Annotated in this window: 26 protein-coding genes; all 26 read right to left on the bottom strand. The window is 37.6% G+C overall.

Annotated elements, in window-relative coordinates:
- Window positions 1-37 precede the first annotated feature (37 nt).
- A complete protein-coding gene (locus MKY88_RS05930; protein ID WP_193831223.1) occupies window positions 38-1048 on the bottom strand; it encodes a histidinol phosphate phosphatase domain-containing protein in 1011 nt (336 codons plus the stop codon).
- Window positions 1048-1830 (bottom strand): DeoR/GlpR family DNA-binding transcription regulator, encoded by a 783-nt coding sequence (locus tag MKY88_RS05925; RefSeq protein ID WP_340813177.1) that lies wholly within the window; start codon window positions 1828-1830, stop codon window positions 1048-1050. The genes MKY88_RS05930 and MKY88_RS05925 overlap by 1 nt, the downstream gene beginning before the upstream one ends.
- Entirely contained in the window at window positions 1827-2828 is a 1002-nt protein-coding gene (locus MKY88_RS05920; RefSeq protein ID WP_258268013.1) for an ABC transporter ATP-binding protein, read from the bottom strand. Before MKY88_RS05920 ends, MKY88_RS05925 begins: the two co-directional genes overlap by 4 nt.
- A complete protein-coding gene (locus MKY88_RS05915; protein WP_340813175.1) occupies window positions 2825-3610 on the bottom strand; it encodes an ABC transporter permease in 786 nt (261 codons plus the stop codon). The genes MKY88_RS05920 and MKY88_RS05915 overlap by 4 nt, the downstream gene beginning before the upstream one ends.
- Window positions 3607-4452 (bottom strand): ABC transporter permease, encoded by an 846-nt coding sequence (locus MKY88_RS05910; RefSeq protein WP_340813174.1) that lies wholly within the window; start codon window positions 4450-4452, stop codon window positions 3607-3609. Before MKY88_RS05910 ends, MKY88_RS05915 begins: the two co-directional genes overlap by 4 nt.
- A gap of 71 nt (window positions 4453-4523) precedes the next feature.
- Window positions 4524-5360, bottom strand: a complete 837-nt coding sequence (locus MKY88_RS05905; RefSeq protein WP_258268011.1) for an alkaline phosphatase family protein — start codon at window positions 5358-5360, stop codon at window positions 4524-4526.
- Complete coding sequence (locus MKY88_RS05900) at window positions 5350-6438, bottom strand: ABC transporter substrate-binding protein (RefSeq protein WP_340813171.1); 1089 nt, start codon at window positions 6436-6438, stop codon at window positions 5350-5352. The genes MKY88_RS05905 and MKY88_RS05900 overlap by 11 nt, the downstream gene beginning before the upstream one ends.
- A gap of 230 nt (window positions 6439-6668) precedes the next feature.
- Window positions 6669-7046, bottom strand: a complete 378-nt coding sequence (locus MKY88_RS05895; RefSeq protein ID WP_340813169.1) for a 2-oxoglutarate ferredoxin oxidoreductase subunit beta — start codon at window positions 7044-7046, stop codon at window positions 6669-6671.
- Between the two features lie 119 nt (window positions 7047-7165).
- Window positions 7166-8542, bottom strand: coding sequence for a HAMP domain-containing sensor histidine kinase (locus tag MKY88_RS05890; protein ID WP_340813168.1), 1377 nt, complete (start codon window positions 8540-8542; stop codon window positions 7166-7168).
- Window positions 8530-9192, bottom strand: coding sequence for a response regulator transcription factor (locus tag MKY88_RS05885; protein ID WP_340813166.1), 663 nt, complete (start codon window positions 9190-9192; stop codon window positions 8530-8532). Before MKY88_RS05885 ends, MKY88_RS05890 begins: the two co-directional genes overlap by 13 nt.
- 26 nt (window positions 9193-9218) lie before the next feature.
- Complete coding sequence (locus MKY88_RS05880) at window positions 9219-9971, bottom strand: lantibiotic immunity ABC transporter MutG family permease subunit (protein ID WP_340813163.1); 753 nt, start codon at window positions 9969-9971, stop codon at window positions 9219-9221.
- A gap of 3 nt (window positions 9972-9974) precedes the next feature.
- Window positions 9975-10703 carry a lantibiotic immunity ABC transporter MutE/EpiE family permease subunit gene (locus tag MKY88_RS05875; RefSeq protein ID WP_340813162.1) on the bottom strand — a complete coding sequence of 243 codons (729 nt, stop codon included), beginning with the start codon at window positions 10701-10703 and terminating at the stop codon, window positions 9975-9977.
- Between the two features lies 1 nt (window position 10704).
- Complete coding sequence (locus MKY88_RS05870) at window positions 10705-11412, bottom strand: lantibiotic protection ABC transporter ATP-binding protein (protein ID WP_340813161.1); 708 nt, start codon at window positions 11410-11412, stop codon at window positions 10705-10707.
- A gap of 186 nt (window positions 11413-11598) precedes the next feature.
- A complete protein-coding gene (locus MKY88_RS05865) occupies window positions 11599-12465 on the bottom strand; it encodes a 2-oxoacid:ferredoxin oxidoreductase subunit beta (protein ID WP_025114005.1) in 867 nt (288 codons plus the stop codon).
- On the bottom strand, window positions 12465-14204 hold the full coding sequence (locus MKY88_RS05860; RefSeq protein ID WP_328202920.1) for a 2-oxoacid:acceptor oxidoreductase subunit alpha: 1740 nt from the start codon (window positions 14202-14204) through the stop codon (window positions 12465-12467). The genes MKY88_RS05865 and MKY88_RS05860 overlap by 1 nt, the downstream gene beginning before the upstream one ends.
- Before the next feature lie 260 nt (window positions 14205-14464).
- A complete protein-coding gene (locus tag MKY88_RS05855) occupies window positions 14465-14731 on the bottom strand; it encodes a stage V sporulation protein S (protein WP_004224903.1) in 267 nt (88 codons plus the stop codon).
- A 178-nt stretch (window positions 14732-14909) separates the two neighbouring features.
- Window positions 14910-15707 (bottom strand): TIGR00282 family metallophosphoesterase, encoded by a 798-nt coding sequence (locus tag MKY88_RS05850; protein ID WP_258268004.1) that lies wholly within the window; start codon window positions 15705-15707, stop codon window positions 14910-14912.
- 120 nt (window positions 15708-15827) lie between these two features.
- Entirely contained in the window at window positions 15828-16808 is a 981-nt protein-coding gene (locus MKY88_RS05845; RefSeq protein ID WP_328203300.1) for a glycosyltransferase family 2 protein, read from the bottom strand.
- The gene (locus MKY88_RS05840) at window positions 16808-18328 is read right to left on the bottom strand and encodes an oligosaccharide flippase family protein (RefSeq protein WP_340813160.1); all 1521 of its coding nucleotides are present in this window, start codon (window positions 18326-18328) and stop codon (window positions 16808-16810) included. The genes MKY88_RS05845 and MKY88_RS05840 overlap by 1 nt, the downstream gene beginning before the upstream one ends.
- 15 nt (window positions 18329-18343) lie before the next feature.
- Window positions 18344-19450, bottom strand: a complete 1107-nt coding sequence (locus MKY88_RS05835) for a glycosyltransferase (protein ID WP_340814800.1) — start codon at window positions 19448-19450, stop codon at window positions 18344-18346.
- Window positions 19451-19517: 67 nt separating this feature from the next.
- A complete protein-coding gene (locus tag MKY88_RS05830; protein ID WP_340813159.1) occupies window positions 19518-20603 on the bottom strand; it encodes a glycosyltransferase in 1086 nt (361 codons plus the stop codon).
- Window positions 20604-20612: 9 nt separating this feature from the next.
- On the bottom strand, window positions 20613-21311 hold the full coding sequence (locus MKY88_RS05825; RefSeq protein WP_258268000.1) for a CpsD/CapB family tyrosine-protein kinase: 699 nt from the start codon (window positions 21309-21311) through the stop codon (window positions 20613-20615).
- Entirely contained in the window at window positions 21311-22027 is a 717-nt protein-coding gene (locus tag MKY88_RS05820; protein WP_193831205.1) for a YveK family protein, read from the bottom strand. Before MKY88_RS05820 ends, MKY88_RS05825 begins: the two co-directional genes overlap by 1 nt.
- A 69-nt stretch (window positions 22028-22096) precedes the next feature.
- Entirely contained in the window at window positions 22097-23032 is a 936-nt protein-coding gene (locus tag MKY88_RS05815) for an O-antigen ligase family protein (RefSeq protein ID WP_328202931.1), read from the bottom strand.
- Window positions 23033-23285: 253 nt separating this feature from the next.
- Window positions 23286-24050 (bottom strand): tyrosine-protein phosphatase, encoded by a 765-nt coding sequence (locus MKY88_RS05810; RefSeq protein WP_328203303.1) that lies wholly within the window; start codon window positions 24048-24050, stop codon window positions 23286-23288.
- Window positions 24051-24196: 146 nt separating this feature from the next.
- Complete coding sequence (gene rny, locus MKY88_RS05805; protein ID WP_008178918.1) at window positions 24197-25756, bottom strand: ribonuclease Y; 1560 nt, start codon at window positions 25754-25756, stop codon at window positions 24197-24199.
- Between the last annotated feature and the right edge of the window lie 357 nt (window positions 25757-26113).

The raw sequence follows: 26113 nt of genomic DNA, 5'->3' as shown, positions 1-26113 counted from the left end.
AGACACTAATATAAAACTTTAGTGCCCTCTCCAGTATCTATATTTCTATAAATTTTTTAATGCGTTGTTCAAAAGAGACGATGGATTGAACCCCATGGCTCTTGAGTAAGTCTGTATTGGCAAATGTATACTTTCCTAAATCATCAGGGAAATGGGCATCTGAGGATATTGTAAAAATAACCCCATAGTCAAGTAAGGTTTGTAAAAAACGAGGGCCAGGGCACATTTCTTTTACAGGATAACGATAATACAACCCGGCATTGATCTCAGTAGCAGTTTGAGTTGACGTTAAAGCTTGTGCGATACGTTCATACCAAACTTTTAGAAATGCCTGATCCTCTACCTGATAATTAAATACTTTAAAGTTGTCAAGATGTGCAACAACATCAAATAGTTTGGACTGAATCATGTTTTCAACAGTCATAAAAAAGCGCTCATAGTTTTCTTGTAATGCTTGCGGATTCATTTGCTTAAATAGATGTTCTGTTTGGGGATTATCAAAGCCCCAGCCATCCACAAAATGGACTGAACCGATTACATAATCCCATGGGTGGTCTGCTAATAATGAAGTCAGCTCCATCTCCCCACTTATAAAATAATCTGCCTCTATACCTAACTTCAAGGCAATGCCTTCTCGGTGCCATTTTTCTTTAGCCTGCTGAATGGTAGAGACAAAAGTATCGATATTTTCTGTCATGACACGATCTAGCCAATATCGCTGTAATTGACCAATCTCACTATCGTCCAATTTCATAAAGCGCTCGAAGTAAGCGCGCGTCTCCTTAAAACGATATAAGTGATCAACAATGCCGACCTCACGTAAACCAAGCTGCTTTGCTTGTTGAAGATATAAATCCAACCATTCCTCACTATAGCAGCCATTTTGAACCCTCTCTGTTAACCTCTGTAGCTGAAAGGTCATCTCCTCCTTTGAACCTTGTGAAGTAGCATCCACAGGTTGAAAAAACTCAAGCGCCTGTGATGTACGCTCTAGCCAGCGAGATGAATAAGGTCCCTCTTCTAAATGTACATGATAATCAATTGTCATCAACTTTTCCCTCCATTACATACTGTCCATTTTTCTTCATAAGCCTGCCACTCTAATGGACAAGTATTTTCACAAAAAATTTCCGTACATTCTTCAAGATGACAGATTTGAAAAAATGATTTCCCATTAATTTTCGATGCATCCGCTAATAAATAATTAACCTTACTATGCTTTTGCATTTTTTTTGAAATGAGAGATTCATCCAAATCATAATCGTACACGACACCATCACTAATGCCACCACATGAGATAAATGCTTTATCAAAATTCATATTATCTAACATTTCCAAAGTCATGGCACCTGCGACAGAGGATTGTCGAGGATTCGCAGTACCTCCTAGTAAAATAACCTTCCCAGTCATGCGTCTTTCCTCTATCGCTAAATTGAACTGGACAGCTGCTGCAATCGAGTTCGTAACAACTGTTATATCGTCAACAGCTAGTAGAAAATCTGCAATATGGACCGTTGTCGTCCCCGTATCAATTGCTATCGTATCTCCATCACCAATGCGTTTTGCGGCCATACGAGCAATTTGACGCTTAGCCTCTTTTTGCATTTGTAGCTTACGCAAAAAGGCAGGCTCATTCCGTACATTCGTATATTTAATAGCTCCTCCATGAACTCTTGTTAATAAACGCTGTTGCTCTAATTCATCAAAATCTCTTCGTATTGTTTCAGGGGCTACTTGAAGAGCATCAGCAATATTTGTAACAATTATTTTCCCTTCGTAATCTAATTGTTTTAATATAAATTCGAATCTTTCTAGTTTTGCGTAAGTCATGATAATGCAATCACATCTTCTTTTGAGACATAACAATTATAGGTTGTTCCCATTTCAATTGAATAGCCCTGTTGATGCAGCTGCTCCATTGTAAATAAGACCTCCCCCTCAAACGTTGTTCGAATGATATTACCACTCATTAACGATTGTTTCGCTATTCCTGTTAAACTCAGATCACCGTTTCTTTTATCGAAATGCAAAGCTTCAGGACGAATCGCAAATTTACGGTATGGCTCTGGCAAAGGTTCTCCGAGCATTTGCTGTAATACCTGTCGGGAAAAAACATTATAATGCCCGATAAAATTAGCAATAAATTCATTATCAGGTCTTGTATAAATCTCAGTTGGTGTCCCACTTTGCGCAATACTGCCATTATTCATTACAAATATTCTATCTGAAACAGCCATGGCCTCTTCCTGATCATGCGTTACTAAAATCATCGTCATATTGAGCTTCCGTTGAATGGCCCGTAAATCTGCCTGAAGCTTCTTACGTATTTGAGCATCTAGCGCACTAAGTGGCTCGTCTAATAACAACACTTTAGGTCGGACAATTAACGCTCGCGCTAGTGCAACACGTTGTTGTTGACCTCCCGATAGTTCTTTCGGATAAGCGTGCGCTTTTTCGCTTAAATGAACAAGCTCCAACATGTCTTGAACGCGCTGTTCTAGCTCAACTGAATTCTCTTTTTGCATACGCAAACCAAAGGCGACATTTTCTTGCACAGTCATATTCGGAAAAAGTGCATAGGATTGAAAAACCATCCCTACTAGGCGATCCTTCGGTTGTACACCATTCATATCTTTGCCTTCAATGGAAATTTGGCCTGCTGTTGCATCCGTTAAGCCTGCGACAATACGAAGAATCGTACTCTTTCCACAGCCACTTGGTCCTAATAAAGTAATAAATTCACCTTTTCCAATTTTCATATTAATATTCGATAAAACAGTAGATGACCCATAGTTTTTATGAAGCCCTTCAATAACAAGATAACTCATAGATTTGTAGCACCTTTCGATCGTTTCGTTACTATTGCAATGACAAATGTTAATAAACCCATCAGCACGATATAAATGAAAACTACTGCACTAGCAATATGTCCACTTGTACTAAGTTTTTTCATTAAATAAATTTGAACTGTTTCAAAGCGAGAGCCAACAACAAGATTAATTAAGACAAATTCACCAAATAAAACAGAAAAAGATAACAGCGCACCTGCAAATAAGCCTGGATAAACTGTAGGCAGTAAAATTTTTGTGAATGCTTGCCTTTTAGAGGAGCCAAGTAATTGAGCTGCATCAAGAAGTTGCCTTGCATCTATATTTCGCAAACTATTTCGTGTGCCCTGATAGATATAAGGTAGAATTCCAACAACATAGGCCCCTAAAACAACGAAAATCATCGGTATCCCTATTTGGCTATAAACGCGGATAAGTCCGACCGCTAAAATGATTCCTGGGAAAGAATAGACCATGACAACGGCCATCTGTATCCATTTTTCATACTTAGGAAAGTACAAGACAATAACGAAGATGGCTGGCACAATAACGAGGAGTGCGATACTAACAGCACCACCTGCTAATAATACTGAACGTCCAAATGCTTGAATAAAATCACTATCCTGAAACAAAGTGAAAAACCATTTTAATGTAAATCCTTCGGGTAATATAGTTTTATTCCATTTTGATGCAAAAGCATAGAGCATCGTTGCTAGAACGGGCAATATAAGATACCCAACTAACAGGAGGAAAAATAAATCGGCCAAGCCCCGCTTCTTCATTTAAGTTTCCTCCTTGTTTTTGAGATGCTCCACTCACTAATTAACATAGCCGTTACCATTGATACGGCTAAAATGACCGCAATCGCACTTGCTAGCTCTGGTTGGGCAAAGATATCACCCTTAATTAATGAGCCAATACGAATCGCCACTAAGTTATAATTACTGCTCGTCAGTGCATAGGCAGAGGCATACGCCCCCATGGCATTAGCAAATAATACACTAAATGTTCCGACAATCCCTGGTAGCATAACTGGTAGACCAATTTTCATCCAAAACTGACAACTGGATGCCCCTAAAAGTGCTGCTGCCTCCTTCCACTGCAGCTGGATTCCATCATAAATCGGATATAACAGCATAAGCGATAACGGAAGCTGAAAGTAAATATATATTAATAAAAGGCCACCCCAACTATAAAGTGAAAATGATGATAGTGCATCGATGTCCCATTTTTCAAATAACAGGGTAAATAAACCACTATTGCCAAGTAACACGATAAAAGCAAAAGCTAACGGAATACCCGAAAAATTCGATGTTAAATTTGTTAGTATTAAAATTTTCTCCCTTACTGGCTCAGAAAACTTCATCATGGCATAGACCGCGAACAATGTAACCATTAACGCGATAATAGCTGAAATGACGGATAAGGTAATACTATTTTTAAAACCTTGTAAAATATAGCCGTTTGTAAAGACAGCCTTGTATTGCGTCAGCGTAAAGCCATCACTATTTTGAAAGCTAGTTAGAAGCATATACAATAAAGGGACAAGGAAAAATAATACTAGTAATACTAGAAAAGGAGAAAGCCAGGCAATGGATTGCCGCTTCGATTTCAACACAATCACTTCTTTCTATTAATTACTGCTGCTCATGGGGTTAATAGTCGCTCCAGTCTAAAAGGAGCGACTATTATTAGTTAAACCTCTTTTGCTGCATACACACCTTCAAGCAAAAGTGGCACCATCTCATCAGTAGGCTCCATATTCAATAAATGACAGCATAGGGGTGCAATTTGCAATTGTGAAACAACACCCTCATTTATCCCTGCCTTGACAGAATCGGCTATCACAAACAGTGGAACATAACGATCCTCATCCGTTGTTCCTCCATGATTGCCATCACTCGTCATGCCATGATCTGCTGTAACAATGACCTCATACCCTTGCGCCATACATTTTGGGATGAATAATGATAATAAGGCATCCATCGCTAAAACACGATTGCGATATTGTGCGGAATCTGCAGTAAATTTATGACCATCATCATCAACATTCATCGGATGAATATAAAGGAAATCTGGCTGCTTTTCATCCATTAACCACGCTGCATCCGCAAATACATGACTATCCGGATAATGATCCTCAAAATAGAACAATCCATTGTCAATTGGTAAGGATGTATCCAGTTGAATTCTGTCAGCCATATGGTTAAATGGTGCTCTGTTATAAAGTTCACTTACCCAATAATAGGCTGAGGCTGCAGTAGACAATCCGTGCTCCTTCGCAACATGAAAGACACTTTTTTGAGTCGATAAACGGACGGTCATATTGCTTGTGACACCATGAACGATGGGGGGTGTCCCTGTTAAAATGGTTTCATACAATGGTCTGGATAACGCTGGAACCTCTGAACAAATTTTATAGCGCGCTGCTACCTTTCGCTCTACTAAATGGTGTAAAAATCCCATATGACTACAAGCAGTATCAAAGCGTAGTGCGTCAACGACAATAAGAACTATTTTCTTATTTTGCATGGATTAACACCTGCTCTTGATATAATTGTGGAATTTGCTTCGTTGTTTCTTCCCATTTCTTTTGATCGTTTACTGGCTGAGCATTGTTATACATATCAGCTGGTAATAATAAATCTTTTACATCCTGTGGTAGGTCCACTTTGTCTCGAATTGGTCTTGCATAGCCTTTTGCTAAATTTTCTTGACCTGCATCGGATAAAATATATTCACGTGCTAGCATGGCCGCATGTGGGTTTTTCGCATACTTATTAATGATCGTTGCATAGCCTGAAGTAACAGATCCCTCATTTGGTATCACTACATCAAAACGGTCCTCATCAATTTGGTGACGATAGCCTAATGCATTGAAATCCCATAAGATAGCGACATCAATTTCTCCTTTTTCTAAGCTTGCGACCGATGGATCACCCTGTAATCTACCTTGCTTCGCTAACTCTGCAAAAAAATCAATCCCTGGTTGAATATTGGATTCATCCCCACCAAATGCCATAGCAGCTGCTAAAATAGCAAACTGTGCTTGGTTAGCTGTTAATGCATCCCCAATGCTGACTGTATAATTGCCATTTTTTAAATCCTCCCACGATTTAGGGGCATCTTTTACATTATTTTTATCTGTTAAAAATGAAATAGTTCCTGTATAGCCAACGATCCAATGGCCTTCATCGTCTTTAGCCCAATCAGGTATCTCATCCCAGTAAGAAGTTTTGTATGGTAATGTTAGACCCTTGTCCTTGGCAATTGGACCAAATGCAATCCCTACATCACCGATATCTGCTGTAGCATCATCTTTCTCCGCTTCGAACTTCGCTAGCTCTTCAGCACTCGACATATCTGTATCTTTGTGTTTAATGCTATATTCAGTTCCTAGCTCCTCCCAAGTTTCCACCCAGTTCGCCCATGTATCAGGCATACCAACAGAATTGACAGTTCCCTCTTCCTTTGCTTTTGTTGTAATTTCTTCAAGCGTTACATCTTCATTTACCTCATTTGCACCTGATGAACTGTCTGAACAAGCTGCCAACATGGAAATAGCTAATGCACCAATTAAGCCTTTTTTCCACAACTTTTGAATTGCCATGTGTTGGACCCTCCATTTGTTTTTGTTTATTTTTATTTGCTTACACCTGTAATGGTATAAAACAAACATTAAGCAAGTATGGAGGTCGTTAAAATATTTAGTAAAAATTATTGAGAAATTATAAATATCTATGAATGGATAGAATGATGGATAGAGAGTTAAAAATTAATTGAAGAACATAGGGATGTTGTATGTGTACGTGTGTTTGACCAGACGTACACATACTGAGATTATTTGGAGAGACCTAAAAAATCAGCATATGTATGCGGCTCATTTTCCTTTAAAATTGTTAAAAATGTAAACGCTAGTTGAACAACAGACCACCATCTCATATTGTAAGACATTTCAAAACGAGCGGGTTCTAACGTAAAGACATCCTGAAAAATAGTCATCGGCTCTATTTGCTCATCCTTTAAAATGGACAGAAAGCCTAGAAATAACGTATGATCTTTGACTTCTATCAGTTTACCCTCTACTAGCGCGTCAATATTTTCAGGTTGTTGGAAATTACAGTGTGTCGCAACATAACGCTCTAAATCCTGAGCACGCTGCCTTTCTTCACGTTCTTTTTTCTTTGCAATAAAATCAATGACGTTATTCACGTGCATCGCCTCTTTTTTTCTTTTATTGTAGCATTTTTTAAAGGGCTAATGCCCCTACTAACCCCTCCTATTTTCCCTTGATATACTTACAAGACGTATAAACGGAAATCAAAAAAGACGCCTGATCATCCAGACGTCACAATAGTGATGGTCACTTTTCCTCCTCCAGTCAATGAATCATTATCTAGTATCAATGTGCCACCATGTTTTTGAATGATGGATTGAGCAATATAGAGCCCCATACCATAATGATTCGCTGAATTTCTACTTGGATCACCTCGATAAAACTGTTTCGTTGCTTCCTTTAAATCTTGCGGTGAAAAACCTGTGCCACTATCCGTCACAGTAAAATGAACAACGTTATTCTCTCCTTGAACAGACAAAATAACTTTACTGTTATTGGGTGTATGCTCTACAGCATTGACAATCAGGTTTAATAGTGCCCGATAAAAAAGCTCTTTCTCTACAACAATTGAATTTGGCAATTCGTTTTTTTCTACCATTACTTCAAGGTTTTTTTCTAAAGAGAGGGCCCTCATTTGATGTTCAAGTTGCTGAATAAAAGTACACATATCTACAGTTATTTTTTCACTAGCAGCGCTTTGCTCCATTTTGGATATATCCATTAGTTGTTTGATGAACTTTTCAATTTCAAGGGTATTTTTCAATATATAATCGTTATATTCTCTTTGTGTTTCATCCTGAACGGTGTCCAGTAAAAGGTCTGCATTCCCCCTTATAATGGTGAGAGGGGTTTTTATATCATGGGCAAGTGCAGAAATTTGTTCTCTACGTGATTTTTCTGCCTCCCATTGTTGTTTCAATGAGGAATTTAAGGCTTCCTTCATATGTTCAAAGGAAATTGCAATATCATCTATTTCTTGAATACCTGATGGTTTTAAATGAAAATCTAAATTTTGATTTTGTATCTTCTCAATGGCGTCTTGTAAGCCTTTCATTTTTTGCTTGAGCCTTCTGCCAAAATGAATAGCCAGCACCGTAGCTTGTATGATAACCCCAAAAATAAATAATAGTAAGACAGATAATTGCGGATTTGGCATATACTTTCTCAAGATAGCAGAGCTATATTCTGGCACTAAACTATAGCGTAAAATACAAAATTCTTGTTCTCGCTCTATAAACGCATAAAATCGTGAATTAGCCTGTGTCTCTCCCTTTTGCTTCAAATGCCACGCATCAAAAGCCTCTTTTTCTGTTAAATTACCTGATATGAATTCCCCCTTGTTAGAAATCACCGCATAGTCCACAAGCTCTGGGATCATTTCGGCAGTAACTGACTTGCTAGAAATAATCTGATTCTTAGCTAAAGCAATCTGCGTTTCCGCATAATTTGCTGGCAAAATAATATTTGCTGAAAAGGCAAACATAAATAGTCCCATAAGCATGGCTACTAATAAAATAATTCCCAAGCACAAAAATAATAAATACCTAAGGAAAAATGTATGAAGGCGTGTTCCCTTCCCCGGTTTTATGGTTTCCATTTATAGCCGATCCCCCAAACCGTTTCAATAGCATCTATTTCACAAGCATGTAGCTTCGAGCGAATATTTTTAATATGCTCTGTTATAGCTGTACTGTCACTTTTGCCATCAAATCCAAAAATTGTTTCGTATATTTGTTCTTTTGAAAAGACCTGCCCTCGATGTCGTGCTAAAAATTCACATATCTCATACTCACTTTTTGTGAGCATGACTCGCTCATCACTCACAAAAAGCTCTTTCCCAGATAGATTAAAATGAACCTTATCGATATAAAGGATGCTCCGCTTCTCTCTTCGTTCACGTCGAATATGAGCGTTCACCCTTGCACGTAACTCCCCAATCCCAAAAGGTTTAATCAAATAATCATCTGCTCCTAATCCTAGACCATACATCACATCTTCCTCTAATGACTTAGCAGTGAGAAAGAGAATAGGGCAATCTACAGCATGACGAATTTGCCCACATAATGTGAAACCATCAATAGCTGGCATCATAACATCCAATAAAATCAAATCAAAGGAACCAAGATTCATCTTATAAACTTCTGTAGATTCAGAAACAACGGTTACTAAATGGTCATCTTTACGCAGTGCATTTTTGACTAATATTAAAATATCTTCTTCATCATCAACGACTAATATGTTTGCCATAACTCACCCTCAACTATCTATTCCTACTATTTCGTTCTTCTACCTTCCCATTTTCCAAACCATAGACACGACAAAATAAAGGCAAATACACTGCCTGCCAAACAACAAACGATTCCTGTAAGCATACTTGTTTCGAGTAGAGCCATATTCACTCCTGTCGACTTTATGATCCATAAAGAGACAAAATGTCCACTCCACCCATAAGGTAAAAAGGGCCAAATATGATCCCCTAAGCCTGTAAGCAATAGAGCAACCAAAAGAGCCTCCACTATACCCAACCCGATCGAAGCACCTTTTCCAAATTGTAAGCTCACATATAAATGTAAAATATATATAAAAACATGACTTCCAAAGAGAATACACGCAGCCATACTATAAAATGAATAACTAAAATCTTCTTCGTGTAATAGCTCGATAAAACCAATACTAAAGATGGCTATAGATAAGAAAATTGCCCCAAAGCTATACAGCAATAACAGTAATAGCTTACTAACATATGTCTTCATTTTCCTATTTGTTGTTGCTAACATGACCTGGAATTGACCTGCGTTTGCCTCCTGTTCAGATGCCATAGCACACACTAGTCCAATAATAATGGGTAAGCCACATGCAATCCCCTGGAAATACGCCATTACTTTCCCTTTAAAATCCCATGGTGAATAAGAATAGTAGGCTAAAAAGAGTGCTGAAATAACAATGGGAACAACTAAATGTGTGAGTAAAAATGGTGTTCGTTTTATTTTTAAACAGTCTGCTCTCAATAATCGTAACATGTCCATCCGCTATTTGGCCTCCCTTTTTTGAAACCACTTGGCAGTAAGGAAACAAACTATTATAAACCAAGCTAATGCCATAATAATGCCTGGGAAAATAACATTTGTATTCAATAAAGGGCTTCCCTCTGGTACTGGTAAACCATTCGGTAACATACCTATTGTGGAACATATTAAACGCGCTCCTATTGCAAACGGATAGCTGTACCATAATTCCCCATCTGCAAACACAACAATTCCTACTATATTGGCAACTAAATTGAATAAAATAGCTAAATATGTGCCTAATTTCGCCGCTAGGAAAAGACATAAAGGAATTTGCCACAAAAACGCTATGAAAATGACTATAGTACTTATCATACTGCTATATAGCGATAAACTATGACCGAAAAGCCAGCCCCCTACCGTAATTCCAATAAAGAAAATGACAGAGATAAAAAGTAGCCACACACTGGATGAAAGTATCTTGCCCAGCCAGATTTTTTTTAGATCAAGAGGCAGTGCAAGTATACTTTGATATTTCATTTTCTTATCTGTTTCCACTACTAATGCGCAGCAAATCGTTAAAGCACCTGGAAGTAGCATCGTATACCACCAGTTATATGCACCTGTTTGAAAATACGAACCACCCATAAGTACTGCACTTAAAAGCCATGTTACTAAGGGAGTAAGCCAAAGTAAGGCTGGAATAAAAGTCCTCTTCCATTTTAATTGTTCTGCTTTCAGGATGGATAGCATGTTAATGGCCTCCCTTTCTATTAGCAGACACAACCTGCATAAATAATGATTCTAATTCCTGCCCCTGTGGTGCTGGGCCCTGATAACCGAGTCTCCCATCAGCGATAATTCCAATATCATCGACGACTTGTTCCACCTCAGACAAAATATGACTGGATAATATGACCGAAATGCCTTGCTCTGGAAAAGAACGAATAAGCTTACGAAGCTCCTGTATACCAATTGGATCTAGCCCATTTGTTGGCTCATCTAAAATTAATAGCTTTGGTTTGTTTAACAGTGCAATCGCTATCCCTAGTCTTTGTTTCATCCCTAAAGAAAACTGTCCTGCCCGTTTTTTACCTGTATTCGTTAAATCTACAACCTTTAAAACTTCTTCGATACGACTCTTTGGTAAACCTAAGGCTATTGTTCGGACTTGTAAATTTTCTTTAGCTGTCAAATTTTCATATAGTGGCGGTGTTTCGATTAAGACACCAATGTCTTGTAAATCATTTCGTGTCCAAGTATGCCCATTAAAAATGATTGATCCAGTATTGGGACGTAGCATACCTGTAATCATCTTTAATGTTGTTGATTTCCCTGCCCCGTTAGGTCCAAGCAAACCATAAACCGTATTTCGTTGAATTTCTAGCGCTAGTTGGTCTACAATTTTTTGCCCTTTCAATGTTTTAGTAAGACTTTCTGTTTTCAATATCATATCTTTCATTATTAGTCATCATCCTTTCGATGACCTTAGTGTAAAAAATGATTATAAGGTTTTTATAAGGTTTTAAATTGTTCTTCACATATATAGGTGTCAGTGCTTACGTTTACTGTCTTAACAAGCTATTCATCCATACAACAAAAAAAGCATTTGGACTATTACCAGTCCAAATGCTTTGACTCTATCATTTTACATAAATTCTTTTACTAGCTCATTGAAATCATTTTCACTCATTTTAATATCGATATCTGTTAATGGTAACTCGGAGTAGCCAGGTACTTTCTCTTGATAAGATGTTGTTTCTGTATCATGATAAATAATTCCTGTTACTAAGCCCTCATTTTCCATCACTGTACGCATCGCCATACCACGATCTGAGTGATCATAACCTTCAACATCCGCTAATTTTGTTAAGTTCTCTTTAAACCAATCGTAAGTGTTCACTTTGTTATATGTGACACAAGGTGAAAAGACATTGATGAATGAGAAGCCTTTATGGTTGATCCCTGCTTCGATTAAAGCCGTTAATTCTTTAATATCTGTTGAGAAGCCTTGTGCCACAAATGTAGCACCGCTTGTTAATGCAACTTCTAAAGGTTTTAACGATGGCTCAATTGCTCCACCTGGTGTGGATTTAGTGATGAATCCAGCAGCAGAACGTGGAGATGTTTGGCCCTTTGTTAAGCCGTAAATTTGGTTATCCATGACAATATACGTAATATCAATATTTCGACGGATGGCATGAATCGTATGCCCCATACCGATCGCAAATCCATCACCGTCACCGCCAGAAGCAATAACATGTAAATCACGATTGGCCATTTTTAATCCTTGTGCAATGGGTAGTGCACGACCATGAATACCATGGAATCCATAAGAATTGATATAACCTGATATACGACCTGAACAACCGATTCCAGAAATTACTGCAAGTTCATTTGGTTCAATTCCAACATTGGCAGCAGCACGTTGAATAGCTGCCTGTACAGAGAAGTCTCCACAACCTGGGCACCAGTTTGGCTTTACTGCATTACGAAAATCCTTAAATGTTGCCATTAGTGAGTCAACTCCTTCACACGATTTTCTAATTCACCTGGCAAGAATGGTGTACCGTTATATTTAGTGATTGTCGCGATTTTATCGTGACCACCTATGTTCATCTTCATAATATTTGCCAATTGACCCGTATAGTTATTTTCCACAACGACTACTTTTTTCGCTTTCGCTACAAGTGGTGCCATTTCCGCAGATGGGAATGGATGAATTAAGCGAACATGCGCATGATTAACTTTCATTCCTTGCGCATTTAGTCGTTCTTGAACTTCTTCAATTGCACCCCTAGTTGAGTTAAAGCCAACTAATAAAATATCCGCCTCTTCATGTGGAGCATTCACAAACACGGGATTATCAAATTTCAAATTCTCTAACTTACGGAAACGTTTATCCATTTGAGCTTGACGATTACCCGTAGCTTCAGATGGCTTACCTGTTTCGTCATGTTCCACACCAGTAACGTGGTGAATACCATGTAATTTCCCTGGTAATACACGAGGTGAAATACCATCTTCAGTATCTTCATAGCGTTTGAAATAAGCTTTGTCTGCCGCTTCTTCTAAATCGTCCATGACGATTTTACCGCGACGAATTTCAATTTTATTGTAATCAAATGGTTCAACAGACTGTTTCCCTAGCGATAATTGTAAATCCGTCATTAAAATTACCGGTAATTGTAGTTCCTCTGCAATGTTAAACGCCTGTATCGTATCGAAGAATGCTTCCTCCATTGTTGAAGGAGCAATGACTACTTTAGGGATTTCCCCATGTGTACCATAAAGCATAGCCATTAAGTCTGATTGTTCCTGTTTTGTTGGTAATCCAGTTGATGGACCTCCACGTTGTGTATCAACGACCACTAATGGTTGCTCTGTCATACCTGAAAGACCGATTGCTTCCATCATCAATGAAAGACCAGGACCAGCCGATGCTGTAAAGGATCGAACACCACCAAAGTTAGCGCCAATCGCCATTGTTGCTGCGGCAATCTCATCTTCTGTTTGGATGACTGTGCCACCGAATTTTGGAAGTTTTTTAATTAGATACTCCATAATTTCAGAAGCCGGTGTAATTGGGTAGGCAGCCATAAAGCGTGTCCCAGCTGCTAATGCACCAAGCGCCACAGCATCGTTACCAATCATAAACATACGGCGTTTGCCATCTGCTGGCGCAAGCGCCCATTCGCCAATACGATCACCTAAAAGCTCATTCATAATTTGACGTCCGCGAGTAATAGCTTCCATATTTTTTTGAACGACTTCTTCACCTTTTTTACCAAAGATATCATCGACAACATTTTGGAACACTGCGTCCTCTAAATTTAGTAACGATGCTGTTGCTCCAATTGCCACCATATTTTTCATTAATGAAGTGCCTAGTTCTGCTGCCACTTCTGTAAATGGTACTGCAAACAATGGTGCTTTTGAATCTTCTGGTTTAACAGGATCAAATTTGGCATCCGCTAAAATAATACCGTTTTCTGTAAGCTCTTTATAATTGACATCGATTGTTTCTTGATCGAATGCTACTAGAATATCTAAATCATCCGCAATTGCACGTACTTCTGTTGGACGAACTGTAATCTTATTATTCGTATGGCCACCTTTAATTCGAGAAGAGAAATGACGGTAACCGTATAGGAAATACCCTAAACGATTCATTGCCATTGAGAAGATTTCACCTGTACTCTCAATCCCTTCACCCTGTTGCCCACCGACTTTCCATGAAAGCTGATGTAACATGTCAACAACTCCTTAAATCCAATGTGTACTATTATTTTTCCTTCATAAGTTTAACACGAAGAAACCTTCTGCACTATTGTTTCTCAACGATTTAGGCGAAAATCAGACCTTTGACTGAAAATCATGTTCATAAAGTTGTAATTTTCAAAACTAAGCAAAATAACGCACCTATTTCAAGTGACATCTATCATATGTAAATAGGAAAACGAAAAAATGCCCGTCACTTTATTATGTGACAAGGCATTTTACTTATTACTTTTTTATCGAATACGTTTTTCCACTAGCAGCTTCAAGGCTGTTCGTTCTTCACCAGCAATTAAAATATCGGCAAACGCCGGCGCGCAAATTAAATCTGTGCCACTTGGCGCTACAAATCCGCGTGCGATGGCCACTGCTTTCACGGCTTGGTTAAGTGCACCTGCCCCAACTGCTTGCATTTCTGCTTGCCCTTTTTCTCTGATTACCGCGACTAATGCACCTGCAACTGAATTTGGATTAGAGCGTGATGATACTTTTAATGAATCCACAATTATTCCTCCCCGTTTCGCGAATAGTGTTTACGCTCAACAACTCATGTCCCCCTTTTTGGACCTCAAGTTATTGTCCGTAGCACATTTTATGCTCCGCAAGACGGAAATAGACTAGTTTCACAAAGAATCCTGTTTCCTCGGTAAAAGCGCTGTAAATCAACATTCTTCGACTTTTTTATCCTTGAAATGGATAATCCTCATTTATATAAATGCGTTCGCAGGATTTAGCCTTCCCTGTTTGATTATCAATCTCTACAAAGAAACCACTCAATACTTCTCGGCCTTTTTTCGGTACTTCAAAACGAGAAGGCATATTTGTTTGGAATTTATAAATAACACTTTCCTTCGTCATCCCTAAAATCTCATCATACGGACCTGTCATACCTACATCCGTAATATAAGCTGTTCCATTTGGATAAATACGTGCATCCGCAGTTTGCACATGTGTATGCGTCCCAACAACCGCAGAAGCCTTTCCATCTAAGTGCCAGCCAAGAGCGATCTTTTCACTAGTTGCCTCCGCATGGAAATCTACAAATACAAGCGGTGACGTTTGACGAGCTTCTTCAATCAATTTTTCTGCCATCGCAAATGGATCCTCATGTGGTGGTAAAAACACACGACCATGTAAATTAATGACAGATAATGTCACGCCATTTTTAGAAATTTGCACCATACCTTTACCTGGCGCTTCTTCTGAGAAGTTGGCTGGACGTACTAAATAATCAGCATCATCAATAAAATCGAATATATCTTTATTATCCCATGTATGATTACCCATCGTAATAACGTCTACACCCATTTGTAGCAGGTCATTATAAATATTACGTGTAATTCCACGTCCTGCCGCAGCATTTTCACCATTGGCAATGACAACATCAATATTATATTTCTTTTTTAAACGAGGTAAATATTTCTCTACCGCATCCCGACCAATTGAACCAACAATATCGCCGATAAATAAAACTTTCATTTTTTCAACCACTCTTTCTTTCCAATACGTCTCTAAATAACAGACTTTACGTACCTTGAATAACACCATTAATTGTAACGCTAGGTGGAGGATTAAGCAAAATAAAATAAATATCTGCCATTATAGTGCTCTTTTCACCTTCATGTAGATTAATGTAGAGGATAAAGTAAGCCAATTCATTTTTATGAGCTTTAAAAAAATAAACTGTTTTAGTGTACGGTTAATAAGCTTCACCTTCAATACGTCTGGATACGCTTGTAAAAAGGATTGAAGGGCATTTTTAATGGCCTGTGGTTTAGCTGGACATTGATGAAGAATAACAAGGAGCCCTTCAAATTGGTAATTTAAAAAGCTATTTTTTACTTTCTCATAAACCTCTCCACTTTGTAATTCCTCAAAAAGCTTTTTATACAACAAATCATAATTGTTTCTTACATTGCTCATAGCTCTACTTGTGAGGGAATTTAGATTGCCTACATTATAGTAATAAAGCTGTCTTGGGACATAGCAGATAGATTGATTTTTTATAACAGCTCTCGTTAGAAACACTGTGTCTTCTGCAAAATTCATCGTTTCATCAAATTTTAGTTTATGCAAATCTATAAAGGATTTTTTATATAGTTTACAGCTGGCAAAACCAAAATGCTTTTCACCTATTTCTGTAAATAATTTATTTAAACAAACGGTTGCGCTATAAGTAAAGTATGTCTTTGAGGGATAATATAGCTGCCTATTTCCCATTTTCTCCTGCCAATATAAATCGCATTTGGCAATATTGCTACCTGTCAGCCTACAGGCGTGAAACATTTCTTCCAGCATAGTTAGCTCTAGCCAATCATCCGCATCAACAAAAGTAATATATTGTCCTTTGGCCTGTTCCATTCCTAAATTTCTTGCCTTACTAACACCACCATTGTCTATATCTAAAACAGTTATACGAGCGTCCATCTGTGCAAAATTTTGTAAAATCGCCAATGATTGATCTTCGCTACCATCATTAATCGTAATAATTTCAATGTCCTTTAAACTTTGATGACAAATACTTGTAAGACATTTGTTCAAATAGTTCTCGGCATTATAGACAGGGACAATCACACTCACTAAGACCAAGATTTTGCCCCTCCTTTACGTAATAACTCTATCCACTTTCTTCTCTGCTCTTTTGTCATGCCAATAAAGAAAAGGCTCCCACCTGCCAGAACTGTATAATAAAAAATATAAAGGATGATAGAGATCCAAGTAATGGGAGGTTTCGATAAATCCCATAAAAGCTGACTACAGCAAATAGCCAATATAAATGCTAGAACCAGCCTGCTAATTGTCCGCCAAAAACCCAAAATATCCAAACCAATTTTTTTATAGTAATAAATATTCATGATTACTACATTTCCTATCAATAATGAACATGCCGTAATAATCGCTGTGCCCATTTTTCCATAAAAATAAATAGCCGGTATGGAAACAATTATATTGACCACCGCCACTATCATTAACAAAATGGTTCTAAATTTAAAAAGATTCTTCGCCTTCAACACATTAATACCCAAATTTTGTATGAGATCAATACTGAATGGCACCATAATAATAAGGACAATTGCATAGATGGCCATAAAATCCTTGCCTAACCACAGTAATAAAAATTCTTTTCCAAACAGAAAAAATCCGCCTAGTATATAGCCAACTACTAAAAACTGAATGGCGCCCACTTTAATGAATAATTGGTTAATTTCTAATAAGCCATCTTCTTTTGTAACAAGCATAGAAATACGAGGTAGAAATAGTCCACTTATGGCTAACGCAAGTGACATAAATATGAGCACTATTTGCATAGCTACCGCATAAATTGCCACATCCTCAGTACCTTTTAATATGCCTAATAACACTTGGTCCGTTTGCCAATAGATTTTATCGACAATGACTGTAATGAAAATGAAAAAAGAATAGATAAAAATTTCCTTTATAAGCTTGATGTTTTTTAAAGTAAATGTAAATCGGATGGATAGGACTCTTATACAATAAATGACATCCAATACTAAAAAGAGAATATTATAAATAGCGATAATATAGATTAATGTCACCGCATCGGTTCCCTGTAACAGAAAAAACAACATTGTCAAAGGCTGTACAATCACCTGTAGTAATGTTGTTAATTTGATAAAAATAAATTTTTCATATGCTTGTAAGATGGAAGTAAATACACCTAGTGGAAATTGAACCGCTACACTAATCGTCATGATATAGCCCATTACTTTGGCTTTGGCTAATTGGTCTCCAGATAAGCTTTGTCCAAAAATAATATGTACTTGTGAAAATAGGAAAAAGCCTATCAATAATGTAAGACAGCCAATACCCATAAATAATTTCAAAAAAAATCCGTTTAATGATGCCTCTAATGCCTTATCTGCTATTGCTCTATTTCTAGCAATATAGCGTACAATCGCATTGCCCAACCCCAAATCTAAAATAGAAAGATAGCCAACAAGGACAATCATTAAGGAATATAATCCAAATTCTTTCTGTCCAAGAAGCGAAATCATAAAGGGGGTAAAAAGAAGGGAAGAAATCATCGTGCAGCCGATTGTCAGATACGAAAGAATGGCTCCAATCTTAATTTCTTTCATGAGCACACCTTTCTGTTAGTAAGGATTAGCTTTTCCATCTTTCCTATCAATAATAGCTGGATATAGAGATTGATATTGCTCCACAACATGCTTAATTTCAAAATTTGCTAAAACGTGTGCACGACCAAGATTAGCTTTATGTTCATATTGCTTTGAATCGTAATTTAATGCCCTATTGATGGCCTGCGATAAAGCTACCGCATCTTTGGCTGGTACAACCTCCCCGTAATTTCCTACTAAATATTCACAATCCCCAACATTTGTAGTCACACAGCAAGTGCCACTGGCAAGTGCCTCTACCAGCACATTCGGTAGCCCTTCCCCCGAAGAGGATAAAATGAATAGATCTGCTGCTGCCATTAATTGTGGAATATCGTCTCTACTACCTATTAGGAATGTAAAATGCTCTAATTGCGCATTCTCAATCATTTGCCGCAATACCTCATTGGAGCCATCTATCTCATAGCCAACTAAAAACATATAAAAATCTTGTCGTTTCTGCCTTAATCGCTTCAAACTTTCCAGCAAATTTCCATAATCTTTTAAAGGATCCCATCTACCAACATGCAATAAAATAGGTTGGTTCAGGATGTTGAATCGTTCCATATAATATTGGCGCTTTTTACTAGGTTTATATAAATCAGTGTTTACACCATTTACAATAATTCGGTGCTGCATATTTTTGTACCCAATCGCTTCATGGATTTCTTTCACCTTTGGACCACAAGAAATAATAGCATCCACATGTTTAGATAATTTAGCACAAAGCTTTGCAATAAAAATTGTCCTTCGTTTATTGTCATGCTTATTTAAATTACTATGATGGATACCCCAAATTAATTTCTTTTTAAGTAATTTTGAAAGAATATATCCAAGAAGATTAGCATGATACATCCAAGTTTGAATAATATCACTCTCTCGACATTGTTTATAACAATGAATAAAGGCACTGCCCCTATTCCGTCGCATATCACATATAGTTACGTTGATGTTTAATTGCTGTTCTATAAACTCACCATAAGTTCCCATCTCTGTTAGACAAATAACCTCTATCTCATACATGTCCCTATCGACGTTTTGTAAGAGACGATAAAGCATTGCTTCTGCTCCGCCAAGACCTATCGTAGTGATGATATGAGTAATTTTAATTTTCTTTTGGATAGTCTCATCCTTTGAATTAGTTTACTTGCTAAGTATAAAGAGCGCATAATCTAGTTGCTATTTCTTCTGCATCAAGACCTTTATTTTTAAGACTCTTCCTAATAATTTGCGGATCTAGCTTCACATTATTTTCCAAAATAGCTCGCAGCCAATGATCAATCTCTCCATGTAGATCTAAATATTGTAATAATCCTACATTAAGATCTACCTCTTTTGGCAGTGTGGAAGAAACGATAGCTGGTGTACCACAAATTTGAGCTTCTAATAATACAATGCCAAAGCCCTCGAAATGAGACGGTAAAATAAATTTATCCATGAGCTGAAGGAGCTTAATAATATCCGCACGTGGGCCTAAAAATCGAACATAACTCTCTACTTTTCGTTGCTTGACGAGAAGGCGAATTTCCTGCTCTAAGGGGCCATCCCCTATCAAAAGCAATTTGAATGGAATTCCTTCTTGCTTTAATGTAGCAGCAAGCTCAATTAAAAAGGGATGATTTTTCACAGGTGCAAAACGACCAATATGCCCTATAACTAAATCTCCATCTTGAATCCCTAGACCTTCAGCTAAACTCTTCTTTTCTTCTGGCGATAAATGCTCTATTTTCTGCATATCGATTGGATTAGCGACAACCTCATAGGATCTTTTATCAAAGCAAAACTCACCCGCTTTTTGACTACACGCTACCAGTCTCGTTGCATTTCCAACACTTAGCCTTTTCAACAATGCTAACAGGGCTTTATTGTTCCATTCTTCAGCAACATTCGTATGGCTATGTAATACACGGCATGATACACCGGCCAAACGAGCTGCTAGCATGGTAAAAACTGCGCGGTAGCCTGTATGATCATGAACGGCATCATATTGATAGTGTTTGATGATCCGATAAACGTTTCGCATATAAGAAAGTGGGCCTTGCTCGGTAATATACGTTTCGTAAAATATTTTCGAACCTTGCTGTAAGAGAATATCATGGTAAGTACCTTTATTAAATGACACAAAATCAAAATGGTACGAAGATTTATTAACATTCATCCAAGTATCTACAATCATGGTCGTTATACCACCAAAATCAGTAGTAGGGATAATATGCAGAATCTTTTTCACTGTCATCCTCCACCTTTATTCTTTTCCATAATACTGCTCATACGTACTGCCCTTCATTTTATAATTGTTCAAGATGACACCTAATATATTGGCCTTGGAAATCGTTAAGATGGATTTTGATTTTACGACAGCTGCTTTTCCTACAGCCCCCGTATTTACAACTAAAAGAGTACCATCACATTTATTAGATAAAATTTGGGCGTCCGATAAAAAAAGCAACGGTGGGGCATCAATCATCACAATATCGTACCGCTCTTTCACTTCGTGCAATAAGAAGGTCATTGTTTCAGAGGCTAATAATTCTGTTGGATTAGGAGGAATAGCGCCACTCGAAATGATATCCACACCTTCTACAAAGGTTTCTTGAATCACCTCTTGTAAAGTTGCTTGCCGTGATAACACAGAAGATAAGCCAAAAATATTATCTAGATAAAATGTATGATGAAGTGTAGGCTTACGCATATCAGCATCAATAATGAGGACACGTTTCCCTTCCTGTGAAAATACAACACCGATATTCGCGGCATTTGTCGATTTTCCTTCACCAGCGATAGAGGAGGTTACTAGAATAGTTTTGACATCTTGATTGGGTTGTGAAAATTTAATATTCGCGCGAATGGTGCGATATTGCTCCGAAGGAATGGACATCATATCGGAAACGGTAATCAGCTTGCGAGCCATCGGGATTCTTTTTGTTCTTCTTTTGAATAGCATTAGGAGGTCCCCCTAGCTCTTGATTTTTTACTATTGAGTAATTCTATATTACTGACTACACCAATCACCGGTAATGATAATATCTCCTCAATATCCTGCTCTGTTTTAATAGTCCTATCAAGCGTTTCTAAAAAATAGGCGAGTACGAGTGCTAAACTGAAACCACTGATAGCTGCTATTAGGATGTTCAGCAATTTATTTGGTTTCACCGGTACTGGATGTTCACTGGATTGGGCAATAAAGAGAATATTAATATTGTCCACATGCATTAAAACAGGGATTTCCTCTTTAAAAATCTCCGCTATCGTATTGGCAATCTTCACCGCCCTTGCTTCATCCTCATCCTGTACACGAATATTCACTACTTGTGAATTATTGGCGCTTGAAACCTCAATTTGCTTCATTAAAGTTTCTGGAGTTGTATCTAGTGCCAGGACATCGATAACCTTTGTTAAAATAACAGGGCTTTTGATAATAACATTGTACGTATTTATTAAACGAAGGTCCGTATCAACATTCTGTGCCCCTATTAGTTGCTGATTCTCATAGCTTTTTTGATTGACCAATAATTGAGTTTCGGCCTCATAAATAGGCGTTTGAAGAAGATAGCTAATGAACACGGCAATGCCGATCGACAGCATCATCAGTATTAGGATGAAGAACCAGCGCTTTTGCAATACTTTTACTAGACTTTGGATTGTCATTTCTTCATTCACAAAATGGATCCCTCCTAATATAGGCAGATAACTGCAATGCTAATAAAGTATATTAAACAAGCCTATCGCTTATTCGGTCAATATTGTCTTTTTGTCCGTATCTCTCAAGCTACCACTGACAACAAACACAAGAATATGAAGCACGTTAAAATAAAGAATTTCAAACGTGGAAACCCCTAACATCGCAACTATAATTAACGCCATTAGAACGGCAAGCTGGTCATTCATTTGACGATAGCCTTTGGCAATGGCTAGCAGAAAACAGCAATAGCTAATCAATGCCAGTAGACCTGCCTCCTGTAAAATATTAATAAATGTATTATGTGCATGAGATACACCTATAGACCATAATGATTCCACACCATGTCCCCAAAATTGAACATGCTCAAAAACATATTGCCAAATTTCAAGACGACCATCTGTTATATTAGTGGATTTTTTTTCCATTTTTAATAAAATACTTTGTACGGCATCTTGCATCCTATTCATTTTCATAAAAGCTATTAATACAACTAAAACAGTGCCCGCAAAAAGAGCACTAAACTTTAGGAATGGCAGGAAGGTTTTATTCAAACTTTTAATACTAGAAACAATCACTACAATCGTCACTAGTGCAGCGGTTAACAATGAAGTACGTGCATTTGAAAGTAGTATAATATACAAGCATATTAAATATATGGTCGTATAAAAAACAAATAATAAAATTAATTTTGGCTGTTGTCGTTCATGTAATATTTTCATGATAAGGTGATATAGCCTTATAAGTACGACAACCATTAATCCAATCATAGAAAACCCCATTGTATTGGGATTTTCAAATACACCTGCAAAGCCCCCAAACATATAGCGCGCTTGGTGAAAACATATAAATATAAATGGCACATAGGCTATTAAAACACTATTTACAACAATCTCCATAACATGCTCTTTCACAAGATCATTAAAGAAAATAGAAACTGCTAAAAACATGCAAAATAATTGAAGACTATTTTTCAATAAATTCATATCTTGGTTTACCCCTGCTGCAATGACACAAAAAAATGTATACATACTAAAAAAAACACTAGCTTGTACATTTTGAATAATAATTTTTTTATGCTGAAGTATAGAGATCATAATAAGGAAAAGGCTAAAAACTAAAGATAATTTATGGTAAATTCCATCGACGGGCTGCATAAGGCTCATAAAAATAAGCGCGCTAAACACTAATGTGATGAATAGTTTCATATTATATTCACACTCAATTCTACATAGGAGATTAAAATATAAGCCATCGCTTCTTCACAACAATATCCTCTAGTTCAAATCGCATGATAGGCTTGTTAGCTATAACATTTGCATTATTCATGAGGAGCCGCTCAATCATCTCCATTTCATTTTTTTTCTCTAAATATTGGAGTGCCTCTTGGTAGCAGAACTTTCTTGTGCTTACATTATGGGCATCAGAGCCTATTGTATGAATGTAATTTGCTCTTACTAAAGCTAATGATAAACGCTGTACCTCCTTACCAAACAAGCCCGTTAAACTACCTGTCGTTATTTGTGTAAACGCACCTTCATGGATAAGGACATCGAGTCTTTTTGGATTTTCTCTAATGGCAAGATTTCGTTCTGGGTGTGCCAAAATCGGTGTATATCCAGCACATTTTAAACGTCTAATCATCTCTTTCGTATAGGCAGGGATTGTATTTGAAGGAAGTTCTAATAGAATATAGTCAGTGTGGGCTAATGTATGGAGTTGCTTCTGCTGAAGATGTACTAAAAGCTCATCATTTAAACGAACTTCGTGTCCTGTGTGGATGGTGATTGGAATTTGGTGATGCAGCAGTAACTGTTGTAGATCATGGACTAGCGCTTGTACCTTGCTATATTGAACATGATATTGTGGATGCATAGCATGCGAGGTACAGACAATATCTGTTATCCCCTCCCGTGCAGCTTGCTTCAACATGTTTAAGGATTCTGTTCTATCTTTAGGGCCATCATCCACATCAAATAATATATGAGCATGAAGATCTATCATTTTGATCACATCTTTCCTCTTTAATCCATCTGCAGAAATTCTAGCCTTTTTCTTTTTTATGATGGATGTTCCTTAAACATGACTCTTGCTAAATTAAAAAAGAGGCTCTCTAGATATGAATCTAGAGAAACCTCTAACTTTCAATATTATTTCGCGTACTCAACTGCACGAGTCTCGCGAATGACTGTTACTTTTATATGACCTGGATAATCTAATTCTTCCTCAATACGTTTGCGAATATCACGAGCAAGACGATGAGAAGCTAAATCATCAATTTTTTCAGGTTGTACGATTATTCGGATTTCACGTCCAGCTTGAATTGCATAAGATTTTTCTACGCCATCATAGCTTTCTGAAATTTCCTCTAATTTTTCAAGTCTGCGGATATAGTTTTCAAGTGTTTCACTTCGTGCACCTGGGCGAGCTGCTGACAAAGCATCAGCTGCTGCGACTAATACCGCGATAACAGATGTTGCTTCTGTATCACCGTGATGTGAAGCAATACTATTAATAACGACTGGATGTTCCTTGTATTTTGTTGCTAATTCCACGCCAATCTCAACATGGCTACCTTCTACTTCATGGTCAATGGCTTTACCAATATCATGTAATAAGCCTGCGCGACGAGCTAATGCTACATCTTCACCTAATTCAGCTGCCAGTAAACCTGCCAAATGCGCGACTTCAATTGAATGTTTTAGGACGTTTTGTCCATAGCTTGTACGATATTTCATGCGGCCTAAAATTTTCATTAAATCTGGATGTAAGTTATGAATGCCAATTTCAAATGTAGTTTGCTCACCAGTTTCGCGGATTTGTTCGTCCACTTCACGGCGAGATTTTTCCACCATTTCTTCAATACGTGCTGGGTGAATGCGGCCATCCTGTACAAGTTTTTCAAGTGCAAGTCGAGCCGTTTCACGACGTATTGGATCAAAGCCTGATAAAATAACCGCTTCTGGAGTATCATCAATAATTAAATCAATGCCTGTTAACGTTTCCAATGTACGAATATTACGGCCTTCACGACCAATGATTCGACCTTTCATTTCATCATTTGGCAAGTTCACAACAGATACGGTTGTTTCAGCTACATGATCTGCAGCAAATCGTTGTAGTGCCAACGATAAGATTTCACGCGCCTTTTTATCTGAGTCTTCTTTTGCACGTGTTTCAGCTTCCTTCGTCATCACAGCAATATCAGTTGCTAGCTCTTTTTCTACTTCATTTAAGATAATTGATTTCGCTTCTTCTCTAGTTAATGCAGAAATACGTTCTAGCTCTGTTTTTTGTGATGCAACGAGCTCGTCCACTTTGCTCTCCATCTGTTCAATATGCTGTTGTCTTTCAGCTAGAGCTTGTTCTTTACGCTCTAAGCTTGCTTCTCTCTTATTTAGAGCATCATCCTTGCGATCAAGATTCTCTTCTCTTTGCAATAAACGGTTCTCTTGTTTTTGAAGTTCTAAACGACGTTCACGAATGTCATTTTCGGCTTCAGTACGAAATTTGTGAGTTTCATCTTTGGCTTCAAGTAGTGCTTCTTTCTTTAATGCCTCCGCTTCTCGTTTTCCTTCTTCAACGATTGTTTCAGCGACATGTTTAGCACCAGTGATTTTTGAGTCATTCACTTTTTTCATGTAGATATAGCTAACAGCGGCACCAACGATGAGTCCAAGCAAAGCGGAGATGATAGTAATTCCATCCATATGAACACCTCCTCTTGCTATTTGGGTATTACAGTTTCAGTCGGCGCATACATCTATGTCGCCTTGGCAAATCGCGCAATATTTTGTTAGTCTTCACACAAAACTTGTCTAATTGGCCAAAGGTATTATCTGCATTCAGTAGGCGTTTTGACATCCTTCGAAAAGGACATGTAACTATAAAACTTTTGCTAAATGAAGATAAAATGTACTGCCTATTTAAAGTCATAATTCAGAAATTATACATATTTAATTGTATAGCTAGCCATCAGCTCTGTCAAGGATAGTCGGGCACCTGTTCGCCCTTTGAAAAGAAAAAAAGTAAGTCTTATCCATTCAGCGGATTTTTTCCCTATTACT

Origin of the sequence: Lysinibacillus sp. FSL R7-0073, from assembly GCF_038009065.1 — a bacterium.
Lineage (GTDB): Bacteria > Bacillota > Bacilli > Bacillales_A > Planococcaceae > Lysinibacillus > Lysinibacillus fusiformis.
This window is presented reverse-complemented; position numbering and strand designations above follow the sequence as displayed.